We start from the raw sequence: 14,797 nt of genomic DNA on the forward strand, positions 1-14,797 counted from the left end.
AGGGGACAGGGATGAAACTCTTTGCGGTCATCATGGTTTTGATTGCCGGCACCATGTGGGCAGGAACGGGACTGGCGGCGCAGGATTTCTTGAGGAAGAGCAGCCTTGATGCCATGGACCTCACCGTGTTCCGCATGTCCTCAGCAGGCATCATCATGTTCCTGGTATCCATGATGAAGGGGCAGTGGAAGCCGGGCATAAAGGCCATACGACAGAAACCGGTGCTTCTTCTGGAGCTTGTATTCTATGGTATTGTGGGTCTCATGTTCATGCATTATACCTACTTTGCCTCCATTGCGGCAGGAAATGCAGCCGCTGCCACAGTGATCCAGTATACCTGTCCGGCCATGGTGATTCTCTGGGTATCCCTCAGAAATAGAAAATTTCCTGCCCGGGGTGAACTGCTGGCGGTGGTGCTGGCCATAGCAGGTGTATTCCTCCTTGTTACCGGAGGTGATATCCATCGTATATCCGTGCCGGCTAAGTGCGTCTATCTGGGACTGGTGTCGGCCGTATTCTTTGCGGTCTGTGCCGTGTATCCCAAGCACCTGATGCTGGTCATGGACAATTCCTTCATCCTGGCCATCGGCATGTTTACCGGCGCCCTGTCGGCCTGGCTCATAGACCCCGTCACCGATTACTCCGGCTTTTTGGCAGGGGGCGTGCTCTTCGATTCCTTCTGGATCGTCATCTGCGGCACGGTGGTGGCCTTCACCTGCTACAACGCAGGCCTCCATTACCTGAGTGAAGCCCAGGCCTCCGTCACCGCCACCGTGGAGCCGGCGGTGTCGGTAGTTGCCTCCCTCTTCCTCTTCAACGTGCACTTCGATTTCCTCCAGGCCCTGGGCATCCTTTTCGTCATCCTGGCCATAGCGGCGCCGGGACTTATGGGAAGAAAAAGGAGGGGGAAGTGACACAGGGCGAAAGGTTTCCTGCTGCTATGAAACACCTCTGTCCCATGCCGGATAGGAAACCATTTGCGAATGGTTTCCTGTCGCTATGAAATACCTCTGCTCCATGTCGGATAGGAAACCATTTGCGAATGGTTTCCTGTCGCTATGAAACACCTCTGCCCCATGTCGGACAGGAAACCATTTGCGAACAGTTTCCTGTCGTAATGAAACACCTATGTCCCATGTGGGACAGGAAACTTTTCAGAAAAAACTCTTTTCGTAGATGAAATATTTCTTTTATAGTAAAATATAGATTGACTATAGCAAACAGACCATTCTTTATTTACAGGAGTCATTATGGATACAGAACACATCAGGAATTTTTCAATTATTGCCCATATCGACCACGGCAAGTCCACCCTGGCGGATAGGCTTATCGAACTTACCGGTACGGTGCAGAAGAGGGACATGGAGGCCCAGATTCTGGACACCATGGATCTGGAGAGGGAAAGAGGCATCACCATTAAGGAGCAGTCCGTGCGGCTCATGTACAAGTATGAAGACGGCGATACCTATGAACTGAACCTGATCGACACCCCAGGCCATGTGGATTTTAATTATGAAGTATCCCGCAGCCTTTCCGCCTGCGAAGGGGCTATCCTTATCATTGATGCCACCCAGGGGGTGCAGGCCCAGACTCTGGCCAATGTGTACCTGGCTTTGGACCATAACCTGGAAATCATTCCGGTCATCAATAAAATCGACCTTCCCAGCGCGGACATCGACCGGGTGAAGAAGGAAGTGGAAAACATCATCGGCCTTGACATGTCCGATGCCATTCCCGTTTCCGCCAAAACCGGCGAAAATGTGGAAGAGGTGCTGAAGCGGATTGTGGAGCAGGTGCCGCCTCCTCCGGACAATACGAAAAAGCCGCTGCGCTGTTTGATTTTTGATTCCATTTTCGATTCCTACAAGGGTGCCATTGCCTATGTGCGCGTTATGGACGGGGAAATTAAACCGGGCATGAATATCCGCATGATGGCCTCCGGCAAGGTGTACACGGTGACGGAGGTGGGCTATTTCTCCCCCTTCCCCAAGGCCTGCGACGTCCTGACCTGCGGCTCCGTGGGCTATGTGGCAGCCAGCATTAAGAATGTACAGGACTGCGAAGTGGGGGATACCATTACCACCGCCGAAAACGGCGCCGCCGAAGCGCTGCCGGGGTATCGAAAGGCGCTCCCCATGGTTTTCTGCGGACTCTATCCCATCGAAAGCAAGGATTATGACAATCTGAAGGAAGCATTGGAAAAACTTAAGCTCAACGATGCGGCGCTGGAATTTGTGCCGGAAACGTCCCAGGCCCTGGGTTTCGGTTTCCGCTGCGGCTTCCTTGGCCTTCTCCACATGGATGTGGTGCAGGAAAGGCTGGAAAGGGAATACCACCTGAAACTCATCACCACGGCGCCTTCCGTCATTTACCATGTATTCAAAACCGACGGCACCATGGTGCCCGTGGACAATCCGGCAGAACTGCCGCCTATGACAAAAATCGAACACATTGAAGAGCCGGTGGCGAAGGTGGACATTCTGGTGCCCTCGGACATGGTGGGGAACGTGATGGAACTGGTGCAGAACCGGCGCGGCGTTTTCCAGACCATGGAATACCTGGATGAAACCAGGGTGGATCTTTCCTACAAGATTCCTCTTTCTGAAATCATTTTCGATTTCTTTGACAAGCTGAAATCCTGCACCAAGGGCTATGCATCTTTGGACTACCAGCTGGACGGCTACCAGAAGACCGACGCCGTGAAGCTGGATATCCTCCTGAACGGGGACCTGGTGGATGCCCTGTCCATCATCGTCCATAGGAGCAATGCCCCTGCCCGGGGCCGGGCGCTGGCGCTGAAGCTGAAGGATATTATCCCCCGCCAGCAGTTTGAAGTGCCCATCCAGGCTGCCATCGGAAGCAAAATCATTGCCCGGGAAACCATTAAGGCCTATAAGAAGGACGTGCTGGCCAAGTGCTACGGCGGCGACGTGACCCGTAAGAAGAAGCTCCTGGAAAAGCAGAAGGAAGGGAAGAAGCGCATGAAGCAGGTGGGCAGCGTGGAAATCCCGCAGGAAGCGTTCATGGCGGTCCTGAAAGATGACTGACCTGGGACTCTATATTCATATCCCCTTTTGTAGAAGCCGCTGTGCCTACTGCGGCTTCTATTCCATTGGCACAAAGCCCGATGACCGATTTCTGAAAGCCCTGGAAAGGGAAATGGAAATGAGAAGTCCTGATTTCAAGGACCGCCTCGTGGACACCATCTACCTTGGCGGCGGCACGCCTTCCTCCCTTACGGAGGACCAGCTCACGGAACTCATGGAAAAGGTACGGCAGTATTTCCATATTTCCGAAAATCCGGAAATCACCATGGAAATGAATCCCTGTGACATGACGGACTCCTATCTCCGCCATGCCCTTTCCCTTGGAATCAACCGGATTTCTGTGGGCGTCCAAAGCCACGACGACCGGCTCCTTCGTAAAATCGGACGCCTCCACAGGGCCTCTGAAGCGGAGAAGGCAGTGAAGAGGGCCTATGCTTTGGGATTTCATAATATCAGTATCGACCTCATGTATGAACTTCCCGGCCAGAGTGTGGAGGATTTCAGGAAATCCCTTCTCTGGGCGGTGCACCTGCCCATTACCCATGTTTCCGTGTACAGTCTCATCCTGGAAGAGGGCACCCGTTTTGCCCAGCTGGCGGAAAGGGGAAAGCTTTTAAGGCCCACGGAAGAAGAGAGCTGGGCCATGTACCAGGACATGTGCCGCATCCTGCCTCATTACGGCTTTGAACGGTATGAAATATCCAGTTTTGCCCGGAAGGGGTTCCGCTCCCGGCATAACAGGAAGTACTGGGAGCTTTCCGATTACCTGGGCCTGGGACCGGCAGCTTCGTCCCGCATCGGGAGAAAGCGTTTCACCGTTCATCCGGGAGTCAGGCTGTATGAGAAGGAACTTCTAACCGGCGAAAAGCCGCCGGATGAGGTGGAGTCTTTGTCCGTCAAAGATGAAATGGAGGAATACTGTTTCCTGCATCTCCGTATGAAGGAAGGCATTCCGCTGGAGGATTTCCAAAACCGCTACGGTCACCCCCTGGCCTTCTGGTATGAAAAGCAGGTGGATCTGCTTAAGAAACAGAAGCTTATCAAAGAAGAGGGGGGCTGCCTGTTCCTTACCTATCATGGCGCAGCCCTGGGAAACTACGTGTTTGAGCAGTTCCTGCGGGATGAATAGAAAAAGAATAGGAAATGATGGGGCTGTGGAAAAATATAAATCATTTCTTCACAGCCCCATTTTGCGCTTCGCCTATAGATTCAAAAAATTCTCAAAATGACAGTAAGGTGTTCTCCGAATCGTCATCTCGAGCGGAGCTGCATGCCGATATGAGGGCAAAAGTATTTGGCTCTATTGAGACTCTGAGTCGAGAGATCTCCCGTCACAGTGTGGCTTGTCTCATTTTGGCGTGAGATTTCTCCACTCCACTCCGCTCCGCTGCGCTACGGTCGAAATGACAATGAAGCGGAGCAAGTGTTTGTGTCAATTTGTTCCTTGCAAAATAACGATTAGGCGTCTGCCGCCAGATTGTCTAACTATCTGATAGAGACTCAACCATTTCTTCACAGCCCCATTTATAATTTCTTTGATTTCCTCTTTTCTTTTTCCTCCCGTTGGATTATGATAGGGATAACCCTTTGGAATACAATTTCACAAGGAATACGAAGCATCGCGGCTTCCTTTGACGGGGAAAACCCGTGGTGTAGCTGCGATGACTTTTTTATTGGAGGGAGATTTTGTTATGCCTGTTTCTTACATGGAAATCAATCTGAATGCACTTCGTCACAATCTGAGAACTATCCGTCAGCACCTGCCTAAAGAGGTGAATGTACTGGCTGTGGTTAAAGCCAATGCCTATGGCCATGGCGCCGTAGAAACGCTCCGCATTGCCCTGGAAGAAGGCTTTACAGCTGCTGCGGTGGCCAGGGTAGAAGAGGGCGCGGAGCTCCGCCGCGCCGGATTCACCTGCCCCATTTACGTGCTGGGCCTTCCCCTTCCGGAAGACATGCTCATGGGCGTGAAATATGACCTCACCCTTCCGGTGGATGATACGGTGGATCTGGATGCTTTTGAAGATATTGCCAAGGGTGCCGGAAAGACGGTGGAAGTGATGATGCCTATTGATACAGGCATGAACCGTATCGGCACCCATCCGGAAGATGTGAAGCCCTTCCTGAAGAAGCTCTCCCTTTACCCGCACCTTCACCTCCATGGCACCTGGACCCACATGGCCACTGCCGACTGCAAGGACAAATCCGCTGCCCTGAAACAGCTGGACCGCTTCGATGAAGCCATTGCCCAGATGCCCGTCACCGACGATTTCGTCATTTCCTCCGCCAACAGCGCCGGTGTCATCGATATTCCCAAGAGCTGGCACAATCTGGCCCGCCCGGGCATCATCATCTACGGACCCCAGCCTTCCGATGAAATGGAAAATAAACTGGACCTCCAGTACGTCATGCGCATCGTGAGCCATATCACCCATGTACAGACCCTGCACAAAGGCGAAGCCATCGGCTACGGCGGTACCTATGTGGCAGAAAAGGACATGAAGACCGCCACCGTCCCCATCGGCTACGCCGACGGCTATCCCCGCTGCCTCTCCAACAAGGGCGAAGTCCTCATCGGCGGTAAACGCTTCCCCATTATCGGACGCATCTGCATGGACCAGTTCATGGTGGCCGTCGATGATACCGTGAAACCGGGAGATGAAGTGATCCTCATGGGCAGACAGGGAGAAGGAGAAATCACCCTGGACGAAGTGGCCAAGACCGCCGGCACCATTCCCCATGAAATCACCTGCGACCTGAAGAGAATTCCCCGGGTTTTTGTTGAAAAATAAAAACCTCTTTCCTTTATCCGCCCTTTATGCTATAATACTCCTTGTTAGGCGTCTATAGCTCAGTGGATAGAGCACTGGTCTCCGGAACCAGGTGTCGAGAGTTCGAATCCCTCTAGACGCACCAGAAATAATGAATCCTTATGCCTTTCATCCGGCATAAGGATTTTTTAATAAGGAGGACCTATGGATAAGGACGAAATGATTGACGCTCCGGAGGAGAAAGAGCTGACGGAGGAAGAACTGCAGGAGTTCATGGCATCCTATAAGAAAGAACTGGCCCATATTTACAAAATGGCCAGCGCCAAGAAAGCATTCATGGCCCGGCAGAAGATCCCGAACCTGAAGGCTGCCCTGGAGGAATGCGACCGGGACATGAGGAATGACATTGACGAGCTGAAAAGGAAATATGGCATTCATTATTGAAATGGTGCATGGCTGGAATTCCACGATTCTCATCAATATCTAATTTGAAAAATAACGGGCCATATGGTATAGTATCTTTGTTGCCCGATGAAGGCGGTCATCTGAAAAATCTTCCAGATAAAATAAAAAAAGATTTGACAGACGACGAAGAAAATGATATAATCATTTTCGTTGAACGGACCATTAGCTCAGCTGGCAGAGCACCTGACTCTTAATCAGGGTGTCCGGGGTTCGAACCCCTGATGGTCCACCAGAACTTACATCCCACGAACTTTCGTGGGATTTTTTGTTGTATAATGCAGGTTTATCAATGCACATTAAGCTTAAGAGTAAGGCGGGAAAAGGTCAGCTGCTAAGGGCAGCATATAAACTTCACGGTCCGAAGGATCTTTTTGAAGTCTGACGCCTAAATCCTCAAACCTCAAATCTCAAATCTCAAATCTCTTTAGCACCCTCATACCGCAGGCACAGGCCCTGTCAATCCTTCGGACCCATAGAATCGCCCTGCTATTTATGATAAAATAATGCAAAACGGGAATCATTTTGCGGAGGTGTCCTATGAAATACAGAAGTACCAGAAGTAATGAAACGGTGACGGCCATAGAAGCGCTGGTGAAGGGGCTGGCTGATGACGGCGGCCTGTATGTGCCGGAATCCTTGCCGGCGCCCTTTCTTCATGCCGATGAACTGAAAGATATGACCTATGAGGAGATGGCTGCCTTTGTGCTGTCCCATTTCCTCACCGACATTCCGGAAGAAGAACTGAAGAAGCTCACCCACAGCGCCTATACCGGAACCTTTGAGACCGAGGAAATCGTGCCGGTGAAGACCATTTCCCAAGCCTTTTCCATGGCGGAAATGTTCCATGGCAGGACCTGTGCTTTCAAAGACCTGGCGCTCTCCCTTTTCCCCTATCTTCTGGTGTATGCGAAGAAGGAGGAGAAGGACGGCAAGGAAATCCTCATCCTTACCGCCACTTCCGGCGATACGGGCAAGGCAGCGCTGGAAGGATTCCGGGATGTGCCGGGCGTCCATATCATGGTTTTCTATCCCTCCCACGGCGTGAGCCCGCTGCAGAAGGACCAGATGCAGAAGCAGCTGGGAAGCAATGTGAAGGTGGTGGGCATTGAAGGCAACTTCGATGATGCCCAGGGAACGCTGAAGCAGGTATTCGGCAGCAGCCTTCGGAAGGAAGAAGCGGAGAAGGGGGTCCTTTTCTCCAGCGCCAATTCCATCAACATCGGCCGTCTTCTGCCACAGGTGGTGTACTATGTGTGGATCTGGCTGAAACTTTTGAAAAACGGTTCCATCGGCAAAGACGACACGTTCAACGTGGTGGTTCCTACCGGCAACTTTGGAAATATCCTGGCTGCCTGGCTGGCTAAACAGATGGGAGCTCCCATCGGAGAGCTTATCTGCGCATCCAATGAAAACAAGGTGCTGGCCGATTTCTTTGAAACCGGCGTGTACGATATTAACCGTCCCTTCTACATGACCGAAGCGCCGTCCATGGATATTCTCATTTCCTCCAACTTTGAACGGTTCCTTTACTACCTCACCGGTTCGGCTGAAAAGGTGAAGGAAAGCATGGATAAGCTGAAAGAAGAAGGAAAATATGAGGTTTCCAAAGAAGCCTTTGCGAAGGCTGGCATGGAAATGATAGGCGGCTGGGCTTCTCCGGAGGATATGGCCCGGGCCATGAGCGAAGTGTATGAAAACTATGACTACCTCATGGATCCCCACACCGCCGTGGCTTATTCCGTGTATGACCATCTCCGTCGGGAAGGAAAGGTTCCCCGCCATTCCCACACCGTCATTATCAGCACCGCCCATCCCTATAAATTCCCCGGCGTCGTAGCCAAGGCCCTGGGACTTAAGGAAATGGAAAGTCCCTACGATACGCTGCGTGAAATTGCGGAAAAAACGAGCATTCCTGTTCCTAAACAGCTGGGTGAACTGGAAAAGCGGCCGAAACGGTTTACGGAAACCGTGGACCGGAAGGACATGGCCGACACCATTCGCAGCTATGCGGAAGAAATTTTAAAGGACTGCAATAAATAATCAATTGCTAATAAAATCAAAAAAGAAAGCGGGCTTCGGACAGTCCGCTTTCTTTTTTACATGATTCCGCTGCATGGAGTATGGGGCATGACGGATTTATGGATTTAAAATTATTTAAAACAATGGTATTATATATTTATGGAATAACAGCTAATATATATAAGAAGTAACACTGCTTATATTCTTTTGGGGAAAGATTTCAAAAGTTGAATTTCAGCTTTATCGGCGGCGTGGATTCGCCTGCCTTTTGAGTATCCTGTGCATATAATAATAGAGGCTTTTTATGCGATATCGAAATTGGAATGAAAAGGGGGAGCGTAAATTCCGTCTCTCCGTACTTGCACTGATGATATTGGTGCTGGCGTCCATCCATTTCTTTGACCCCACCTTTTATCCCACCATTTACCATTTGTCAAAGGACGGAGACCTTCGAGGTACCATTGCGTACCTCCACAGTTTTGGTATTTATGCCGCTTTCATGAGTTTTTTTATTGATGTGGTCATCAATATTGTAGGATTTCTTCCGTCCATCTTTATTTCCACCGCCAACGGCCTTATATTCGGCCTTTTCTGGGGCACCATCATTTCCTGGATGGCGGAAACGGTGGGGGTTTTGATTTCCTTCTACGTCATGCGTACCCTTTTCCGCGGCATGGCCATGAATATCATTAATAAAAGCAAGACATTGAAGAAACTGGACTCCTATGATTCCTGGCAGGCCATTGCCGCAGCCCGGGCCATCCCCTACATGCCCAACGGCCTGGTCACCGCCATATCCGCCCTCTCCAGCATGCATTTCCGCCCCTATGCCCTGGGCTGCCTCATCGGCAAGCTGCCGTCCACGGCGTTGGAAGTGGTGCTGGGACACGATGTGGTGAATATGGAAGAACACGCCTTCCGACTCACCATCCTCATCATCATAGTCACCCTTATTTACGGAGGTATATGGTATTACAACAGGAAGAAAAAGAAGAGTGCAAAATGAGACGAAGTGCGATGGTGCTATACCTTTGCTGTCATTTCGAGCGGAGCGAAGCGGAGTCGAGAAATCTCCGTTCGAGAAGTTTCCTGTCGTCATGAAACACAGTGGTGCCAAGCCGGATGGGAAACTATTAGCAAACAGTTTCCTGTCGAGATGAGCAGCAATGGCGCCATGTCGGATGGGAAACCATAGGCGAAAGGTTTCCTATTGAGATGAAACACGATGGTGTCATGTCGAATGGGAAACTGTTCGCGAACAGTTTCCTGCCGTGATGAGCAGCAATGGCGCCAAGCCAAATAGGAAACCATACGCAAACAGTTTCCTATTGAGATGAAACACGATGGTGCCAAGCCGAATAGGAAACCATATGCAAAAAGTTCCCTGCCGTCATGGAACACAGCGGTGTCATGCTGAATAGGAAACCCTTCACACAAAGGTTCCCGTAGAGCTGATACGCTTTGGTCAAGCATACCGCCAGGAAACTTCATATAAAAAAGCTGAGAAAAAATGTTGACTCATTTTTTCTCAGCTTTTTTTATTTACCGGTGCTGCAGATTTCCGCCACCGCATCCACATCGTTCACCGGCATGAGGTGGGCGCCAGCGGCGTGGATGTCCCGCAGGGCCTGTACCAGTTCTCTGGAAAGGGCAATGCCCGTTTCCCTGCCTCCCTTTTCCATGGCCTTCATCACCGCCGGCGGGATGAAGATGCCTGGCACGTTGTTGTTCAGGTAATTGGCCATTTTGAAGCTCTTCAGGGGGACGATGCCAAAGAGAATGGGGAGGGAAAGGTCTTTGGCGGCGGCGAGGAAATCTTCCGCCTGCCTGATGTCATAAATTGGCTGGGTCTGGATGAACTGGGCGCCGGCTTTTTTCTTTCCTTCCAGCCGGCGGATTTCCTTGTCCAAATCATCGGCGCCGGGGTTGGCGGTGGTGCCGATGTAGAAGTCCGCCGCTTCGCCCAGGGCATGGCCGGTGATGTCGTGGCCTTCGTTCAGGGCTTTGGCGATTTCGATAAGGCCGGTGGAGTCCACTTCAAAGACCCCTTTGGCGTCGGGATGGTCGCCGATGGATGGCGGGTCTCCGGTGAGGGTGAGGATGTTGTGAACGCCCAGGGCGTAGGCGCCCAGAAGTTCCGCCTGCAGGCCGATGACGTTCCTGTCCCGGCAGGTGAGGTGGAAAATGGATTCCACACCATAGCGGCTCTGGATAATGGAGGACAGGGCGATGGGGCTCATGCGCATTTTGGCCATGGGGCAGTCCGCGATGTTCACGGAATCCACATAGGGAGCCACTTTGACCACCTGTGCTTCTGTTACGGCAGGGGAGGCGCTTTTGGGGGGATCCAGTTCGGTGGTGATGGTAAATATATGCCGGTTATGCTTTTCTTTTAATGTTCTCATGAATCATTCCTCTTTTCCCGTCAGTTTGTCTGCAATCTTTACGGCAGCAATGCCGTCTTTACAATAATCCGGTGCACCGATGCGGCTGGCATAGTCCTGGGTGACTACGGCGCCGCCTACCAGGATATGGACGCCGGGGGTTTCTTTTTTTAATGCTTTCACGGTATGCTCCATTTCCGGCAGGGTGGTGGTCATAAGGGAGCAGAGGCCTGCCAGGTCTGCATGATGGTCTTTTACCGCCGCTACGAAGGCTTCCGGCTCCACATCCTTGCCCAGGTCGATGACCCGGTAGCCGCTGTTTTCCATGAGGGCGGCCACAATGTTTTTGCCAAGATCATGGATATCGCCTTTTACGGTGCCGATGACCAGGGTGCCCTTGACGGCGGAGCTCATTTCCGGAAGAATTTTCTTCAGTTCCTTGAAAGCGGCCTGCATGGCTTCCGCCGCCATCATGACCTGGGGCAGGTACACCTTTCCGGCGCCGTAGCCGTCGCCGATTTCCGTCATGGCAGCGGTGAGGCCTTCCTTGATAATGGTTTCCGAGGAAATACCGCTGTCAAGAAGCACCTTGATGAGGGATGCCGATTCTTCCTTTTCCCCGTTCTTTACGGCTGCTTTGATTTGTTCCAGCGGTGGCAGGTCTTTGGTCACCGCTTTGTCCTCTTTCGGCTCTTCGGAAATGGCAGCGGCCTTGATGAAAGCCTGGGCGCCGGGGTCAAAGCCCAGAAGAAGTTTGGCATTGATGAAGGCGTCCTGGATGCCCTTGTCCAGGGGGTTGATAATGGGGGCATTCATGCCGCAGGCAAAGGCCATGGTGAGGAAGGCCGCATTAATCCGGGGACGGGCAGGGAGGCCGAAGGAAACATTGCTGGTGCCCATGACGCAGGGGAGGCCGAATTCCTTCTTATATAAGGAAATGGTTTTCAGCGTCTCCCTGGCGCCGGCATCGGAGGAACCGATGGTAAGCACCAGGGGGTCAAGCAGGAGGTCCTCTTTCCGAAGTCCGGCGGACAGCGCCTTTTCGATGATGGCGCCGGCAATGCGGACACGTTCATCGGCGGTTTTAGGCAGATTTCCCTTTTCCAGGGGCAGGCAGAGCACCGCGGCGCCGTAGGTCTTTGCCAGCTTCAGCACCTTTTCCAGAATTTCATCATCAGCGCCGTTGACGGAGTTGATAAGGGGGCGTCCGGGATACATTTTCAGCGCTCTTTCCAGCACATCCGGATCCGTGCTGTCAATGGAAAGGGGTACCGGGCAGAGCATGGAAAGCTGGGAAATGACTGTTTCCATGGCTTCCCGCTGGTCAATACCGGGAACACCCATGTTAACGTCCAGCACGTCCGCACCGGCGGCTACTTCAGCCAGCCCTTCCTTCTTTATGGAAACGAAGCTGCCTTTCTGGATGTCCTCTCTCATTTTCTTCCGGCCCGTGGGGTTGATGCGCTCCCCGATTTTGACTGGGGCGTAATCGTCACCGATGAATACGGTCTTTGTACGGGAAGTGAGGGCGGTGAAGGGCTTTACCTTCGGCGCCGGTGTGACCGGTACATTTTCCAGTGCCCGTCCAAGGGCCCGGATGTGGTCCGGGGTGGTACCGCAGCATCCCCCCAGGTAGGAAACGCCGATCTTAGCAAATTCCGGCGCATAGGACGCAAATTCTTCCGGCCCCAGGGGGAAGCGGGTCTCCCCGTCTTCCAAAACAGGCATGCCTGCATTGGGCTGGATGATGACGGGCTTATTGGTGACGGAAACCATCTGGCGGGCTGCGTCAAGCAGCTTGTCGGGGCCTACGGAGCAGTTGGCGCCAATCACGTCGGCGCCCATGGCATCCAGGAGGATGGTGGCGGTAATGGGATCCGTGCCGGGAATGGTCCTGCCGTCTTCGGCATAGGTCATCTGGCAGATGACGGGAAGGCTGGACGCTTCCTTGGCTGCTATAAGGGCGGCCTTCATTTCCTGGATGTCGATGATGGTTTCAATAATGAGGCAGTCCGCTCCGGCATCAGAAAGCGCCTTGGCCAGACGGTAGTAATTTTCACAGGTTTCATCAAAGGACAAATCGCCGATGGGTTTGATGAACTTTCCGGTGGGGCCCATGTCGCCGGCCACCCTGACCTTATCGCCGCAGGCGGCCCGTACATTCCGGACCGCTGCCTGTGCGATTTCCTCCACTTTGTCCGACAGGTCGTAGTCGGAAAGTTTGATGGGAGAGGAACCGAAGGTATTGGTGGTGATGAACTGACTTCCCGCTTCCATATAGGCCTTGTGAATCTGCTGCACCACATCGGGATGGGAAATATTGTAGTAATCGGGGCAGCTTCCTGCCTCAAGACCGAATCTCTGCAGCATGGTGCCCATGCCGCCGTCAAAAAGTATCATAAGGTTCTCCTTTGCTGTGAAATGTTGTTGTTTAGTGTACTAGTGAGCTGGTGGGCTAGTGTACTAGTGGACTAGTGGGTTAATAGAAGATGGACGTTAGAGGATAGAAGTCTGTCGGCTGATTGTCTCAAACATCAAATCTCTCTTCCCCGTCATTTCGAGCGGAGCCCCCAAATCTCCTGCCACTATGGTGCTCTGCCACTTATGATAGAAAAGCCAACTGTCGCTGCGCCCCTCAAATCTCAAAACTCAATTCTCAAATCTCAAATCTCCCATTCTCCTCAATGCCTAAAGGGGCAGGAGAGGAGGGAACAGGTGCGGCATTTGGCCGGCGCCGGGCGCTGGCTGCACTGGGAAATGCCGATGATGGCGGAAACCGATTTCCTGGGGAAAAGCATGGAGTGGTCCGTGACATGGATGCCTATTTTATCCGCTTCGATGAGGCGGCAGAAATCTTTCTGCTGGGTAATGGGCCAGTCCCCGTAGCCTGGAGAAAAACGCCATACCGTTTTCTGCCCATCCTTTTCCGCTTCTTTCTGTATGAGCCGGTCCACCTGGTCTGCCAGGTGCTCCGTGGCGGTGGTGGCCGCTGCGTCCAGAAGAAGGCCCTGCACATAGTCCCCCGACTTGAAGGCATCATCCGATGCCTTTTCGATTTCATCGTCCACCGTCACTGCCAGAATGGCTACGGACCAGGAATTGGAAAGATGGCGGCGGATGCTGTTTCCGGAAAGCACCAGCGGCGGATTTCCTTCAATCCGCCCTTCTAAAGGAGAATAGGGAATCACCTGCCAGATGCCCTTTGGCTCTGCCAGCGCCAGCGCTTCCTCAATGGCACTCTGTACTGCCTCCTCAGGGAAATTCTTTCCTTTGGGATTCATGCCTGCATAGCGGAGCATTTCCTTCCGGTCTATCTCAAATAAAGTTCCATTATAGAAAGGCATAAAACCTCCTTTAAACAAAAAAGTCTTCCATCCCTGAAAGGGACGAAAGACTCGTGTTACCACCCAATTTCATCCATGCATTGCTGCATGAACCTCTATAGGTACGCCGGCCCGAAGGCCTTGATACTTGAGCGCTGTATCGGGCGCACCCGGGATGCCTCATCATTCGGCCTTCCCTGCTCGGAGTCCATCTTCAGCAGCTCTTCGGCACTCCCTTCTCACCACCGGGAGCTCTCTTTGGCCCTATCATCTGCTTACTCTTCTCTTCATTGCATGTCTGTAATTACGTCTAACTATAGCATAGGAGACCGGAGGTGTCAAATGGGGGATAGGATGGTGAGCGGCGGGAAGGGAAAATGAAATTTCTTCCTATCATGGTGACTATATGAACAGAGGGAACGAAAGATCAAAAGACCTCTGCCGTCAAACCCTGTCGGCGCGCATCCATGGAAGACAGGGAGGCACAGGGTTTCTGATATGATTCGTCCCTCGCCGGCCGGCTGAACAAAAAATCAAAAACTTCCTGAAATCCCATAAGGAGCAGGCTCATGAAGCTCCTTAGCCCTTTGCCCGTGGGCCCTGGGATTTTGGGAAGTTTTTTGTGCTGGAAAAACAGGTTTCCGGGGAATGTTAAGGAAGCACTGATTAATTCGCAGAATCGAATTTCATATGTATTTTTATCCAATGCTTCGTCATCAGTCTCCTTAAATAGCTCGCTATTCGCGTCGACTGATTCCTTGCATTGAATAAAAATACAAGAATGAAAT

11 protein-coding genes, 2 tRNA genes and 1 other annotated feature are annotated in these 14,797 nt (G+C 52.1%); of the genes, 9 read left to right on the forward strand and 4 right to left on the reverse strand.

The genetic code is table 11. From position 1 onward, the window contains the following. Positions 1 to 11 precede the first annotated feature (11 nt). The 9 genes from QZQ29_RS02360 (at position 12) to QZQ29_RS02400 (ending at position 9,308) form a co-directional block, all read left to right on the forward strand. Complete coding sequence (locus QZQ29_RS02360; RefSeq protein ID WP_296959100.1) at positions 12 to 914, forward strand: DMT family transporter; 903 nt, start codon at positions 12 to 14, stop codon at positions 912 to 914. Positions 915 to 1,250: 336 nt separating this feature from the next. Continuing rightward, positions 1,251 to 3,047, forward strand: a complete 1,797-nt coding sequence (gene lepA, locus QZQ29_RS02365) for a translation elongation factor 4 (RefSeq protein WP_296959102.1) — start codon at positions 1,251 to 1,253, stop codon at positions 3,045 to 3,047. After that, complete coding sequence (gene hemW, locus QZQ29_RS02370) at positions 3,040 to 4,176, forward strand: radical SAM family heme chaperone HemW (RefSeq protein ID WP_296959104.1); 1,137 nt, start codon at positions 3,040 to 3,042, stop codon at positions 4,174 to 4,176. Before lepA ends, hemW begins: the two co-directional genes overlap by 8 nt. Positions 4,177 to 4,738: 562 nt before the next feature. Further along, complete coding sequence (gene alr, locus QZQ29_RS02375) at positions 4,739 to 5,839, forward strand: alanine racemase (RefSeq protein ID WP_296959107.1); 1,101 nt, start codon at positions 4,739 to 4,741, stop codon at positions 5,837 to 5,839. 48 nt (positions 5,840 to 5,887) lie between these two features. Next, positions 5,888 to 5,963: transfer RNA gene (locus QZQ29_RS02380), tRNA-Arg, on the forward strand. A 59-nt stretch (positions 5,964 to 6,022) separates the two neighbouring features. Next, positions 6,023 to 6,262 (forward strand): hypothetical protein, encoded by a 240-nt coding sequence (locus QZQ29_RS02385; protein WP_296959110.1) that lies wholly within the window; start codon positions 6,023 to 6,025, stop codon positions 6,260 to 6,262. A gap of 177 nt (positions 6,263 to 6,439) precedes the next feature. Beyond that, positions 6,440 to 6,515, forward strand: a tRNA-Lys gene (locus QZQ29_RS02390). A 305-nt stretch (positions 6,516 to 6,820) separates the two neighbouring features. After that, positions 6,821 to 8,323: a threonine synthase gene (thrC, locus tag QZQ29_RS02395; RefSeq protein WP_296959112.1), complete on the forward strand. Its 1,503-nt coding sequence runs from the start codon at positions 6,821 to 6,823 to the stop codon at positions 8,321 to 8,323. Between the two features lie 283 nt (positions 8,324 to 8,606). Then, positions 8,607 to 9,308 carry a TVP38/TMEM64 family protein gene (locus tag QZQ29_RS02400; protein WP_296959113.1) on the forward strand — a complete coding sequence of 234 codons (702 nt, stop codon included), beginning with the start codon at positions 8,607 to 8,609 and terminating at the stop codon, positions 9,306 to 9,308. 532 nt (positions 9,309 to 9,840) lie between these two features. On the opposite strand, the gene QZQ29_RS02405 is transcribed toward QZQ29_RS02400, so the two are convergent. The 4 genes from QZQ29_RS02405 to QZQ29_RS02420 form a co-directional block, all read right to left on the reverse strand. After that, positions 9,841 to 10,707 (reverse strand): methylenetetrahydrofolate reductase, encoded by an 867-nt coding sequence (locus tag QZQ29_RS02405; RefSeq protein WP_296959115.1) that lies wholly within the window; start codon positions 10,705 to 10,707, stop codon positions 9,841 to 9,843. Positions 10,708 to 10,710: 3 nt separating this feature from the next. Continuing rightward, a complete protein-coding gene (locus QZQ29_RS02410; protein WP_296959117.1) occupies positions 10,711 to 13,086 on the reverse strand; it encodes a homocysteine S-methyltransferase family protein in 2,376 nt (791 codons plus the stop codon). A gap of 281 nt (positions 13,087 to 13,367) precedes the next feature. Next, on the reverse strand, positions 13,368 to 14,030 hold the full coding sequence (locus QZQ29_RS02415; protein WP_296959120.1) for a vitamin B12 dependent-methionine synthase activation domain-containing protein: 663 nt from the start codon (positions 14,028 to 14,030) through the stop codon (positions 13,368 to 13,370). A gap of 35 nt (positions 14,031 to 14,065) precedes the next feature. After that, positions 14,066 to 14,309 (reverse strand) — a binding site (T-box leader). A 127-nt stretch (positions 14,310 to 14,436) separates the two neighbouring features. Then, the coding region (locus QZQ29_RS02420) for a hypothetical protein (RefSeq protein ID WP_296959123.1) at positions 14,437 to 14,797 on the reverse strand (361 nt) is incomplete at its 5' end.

This window comes from uncultured Dialister sp. (assembly GCF_900538805.1).
Lineage (GTDB): Bacteria > Bacillota > Negativicutes > Veillonellales > Dialisteraceae > Dialister.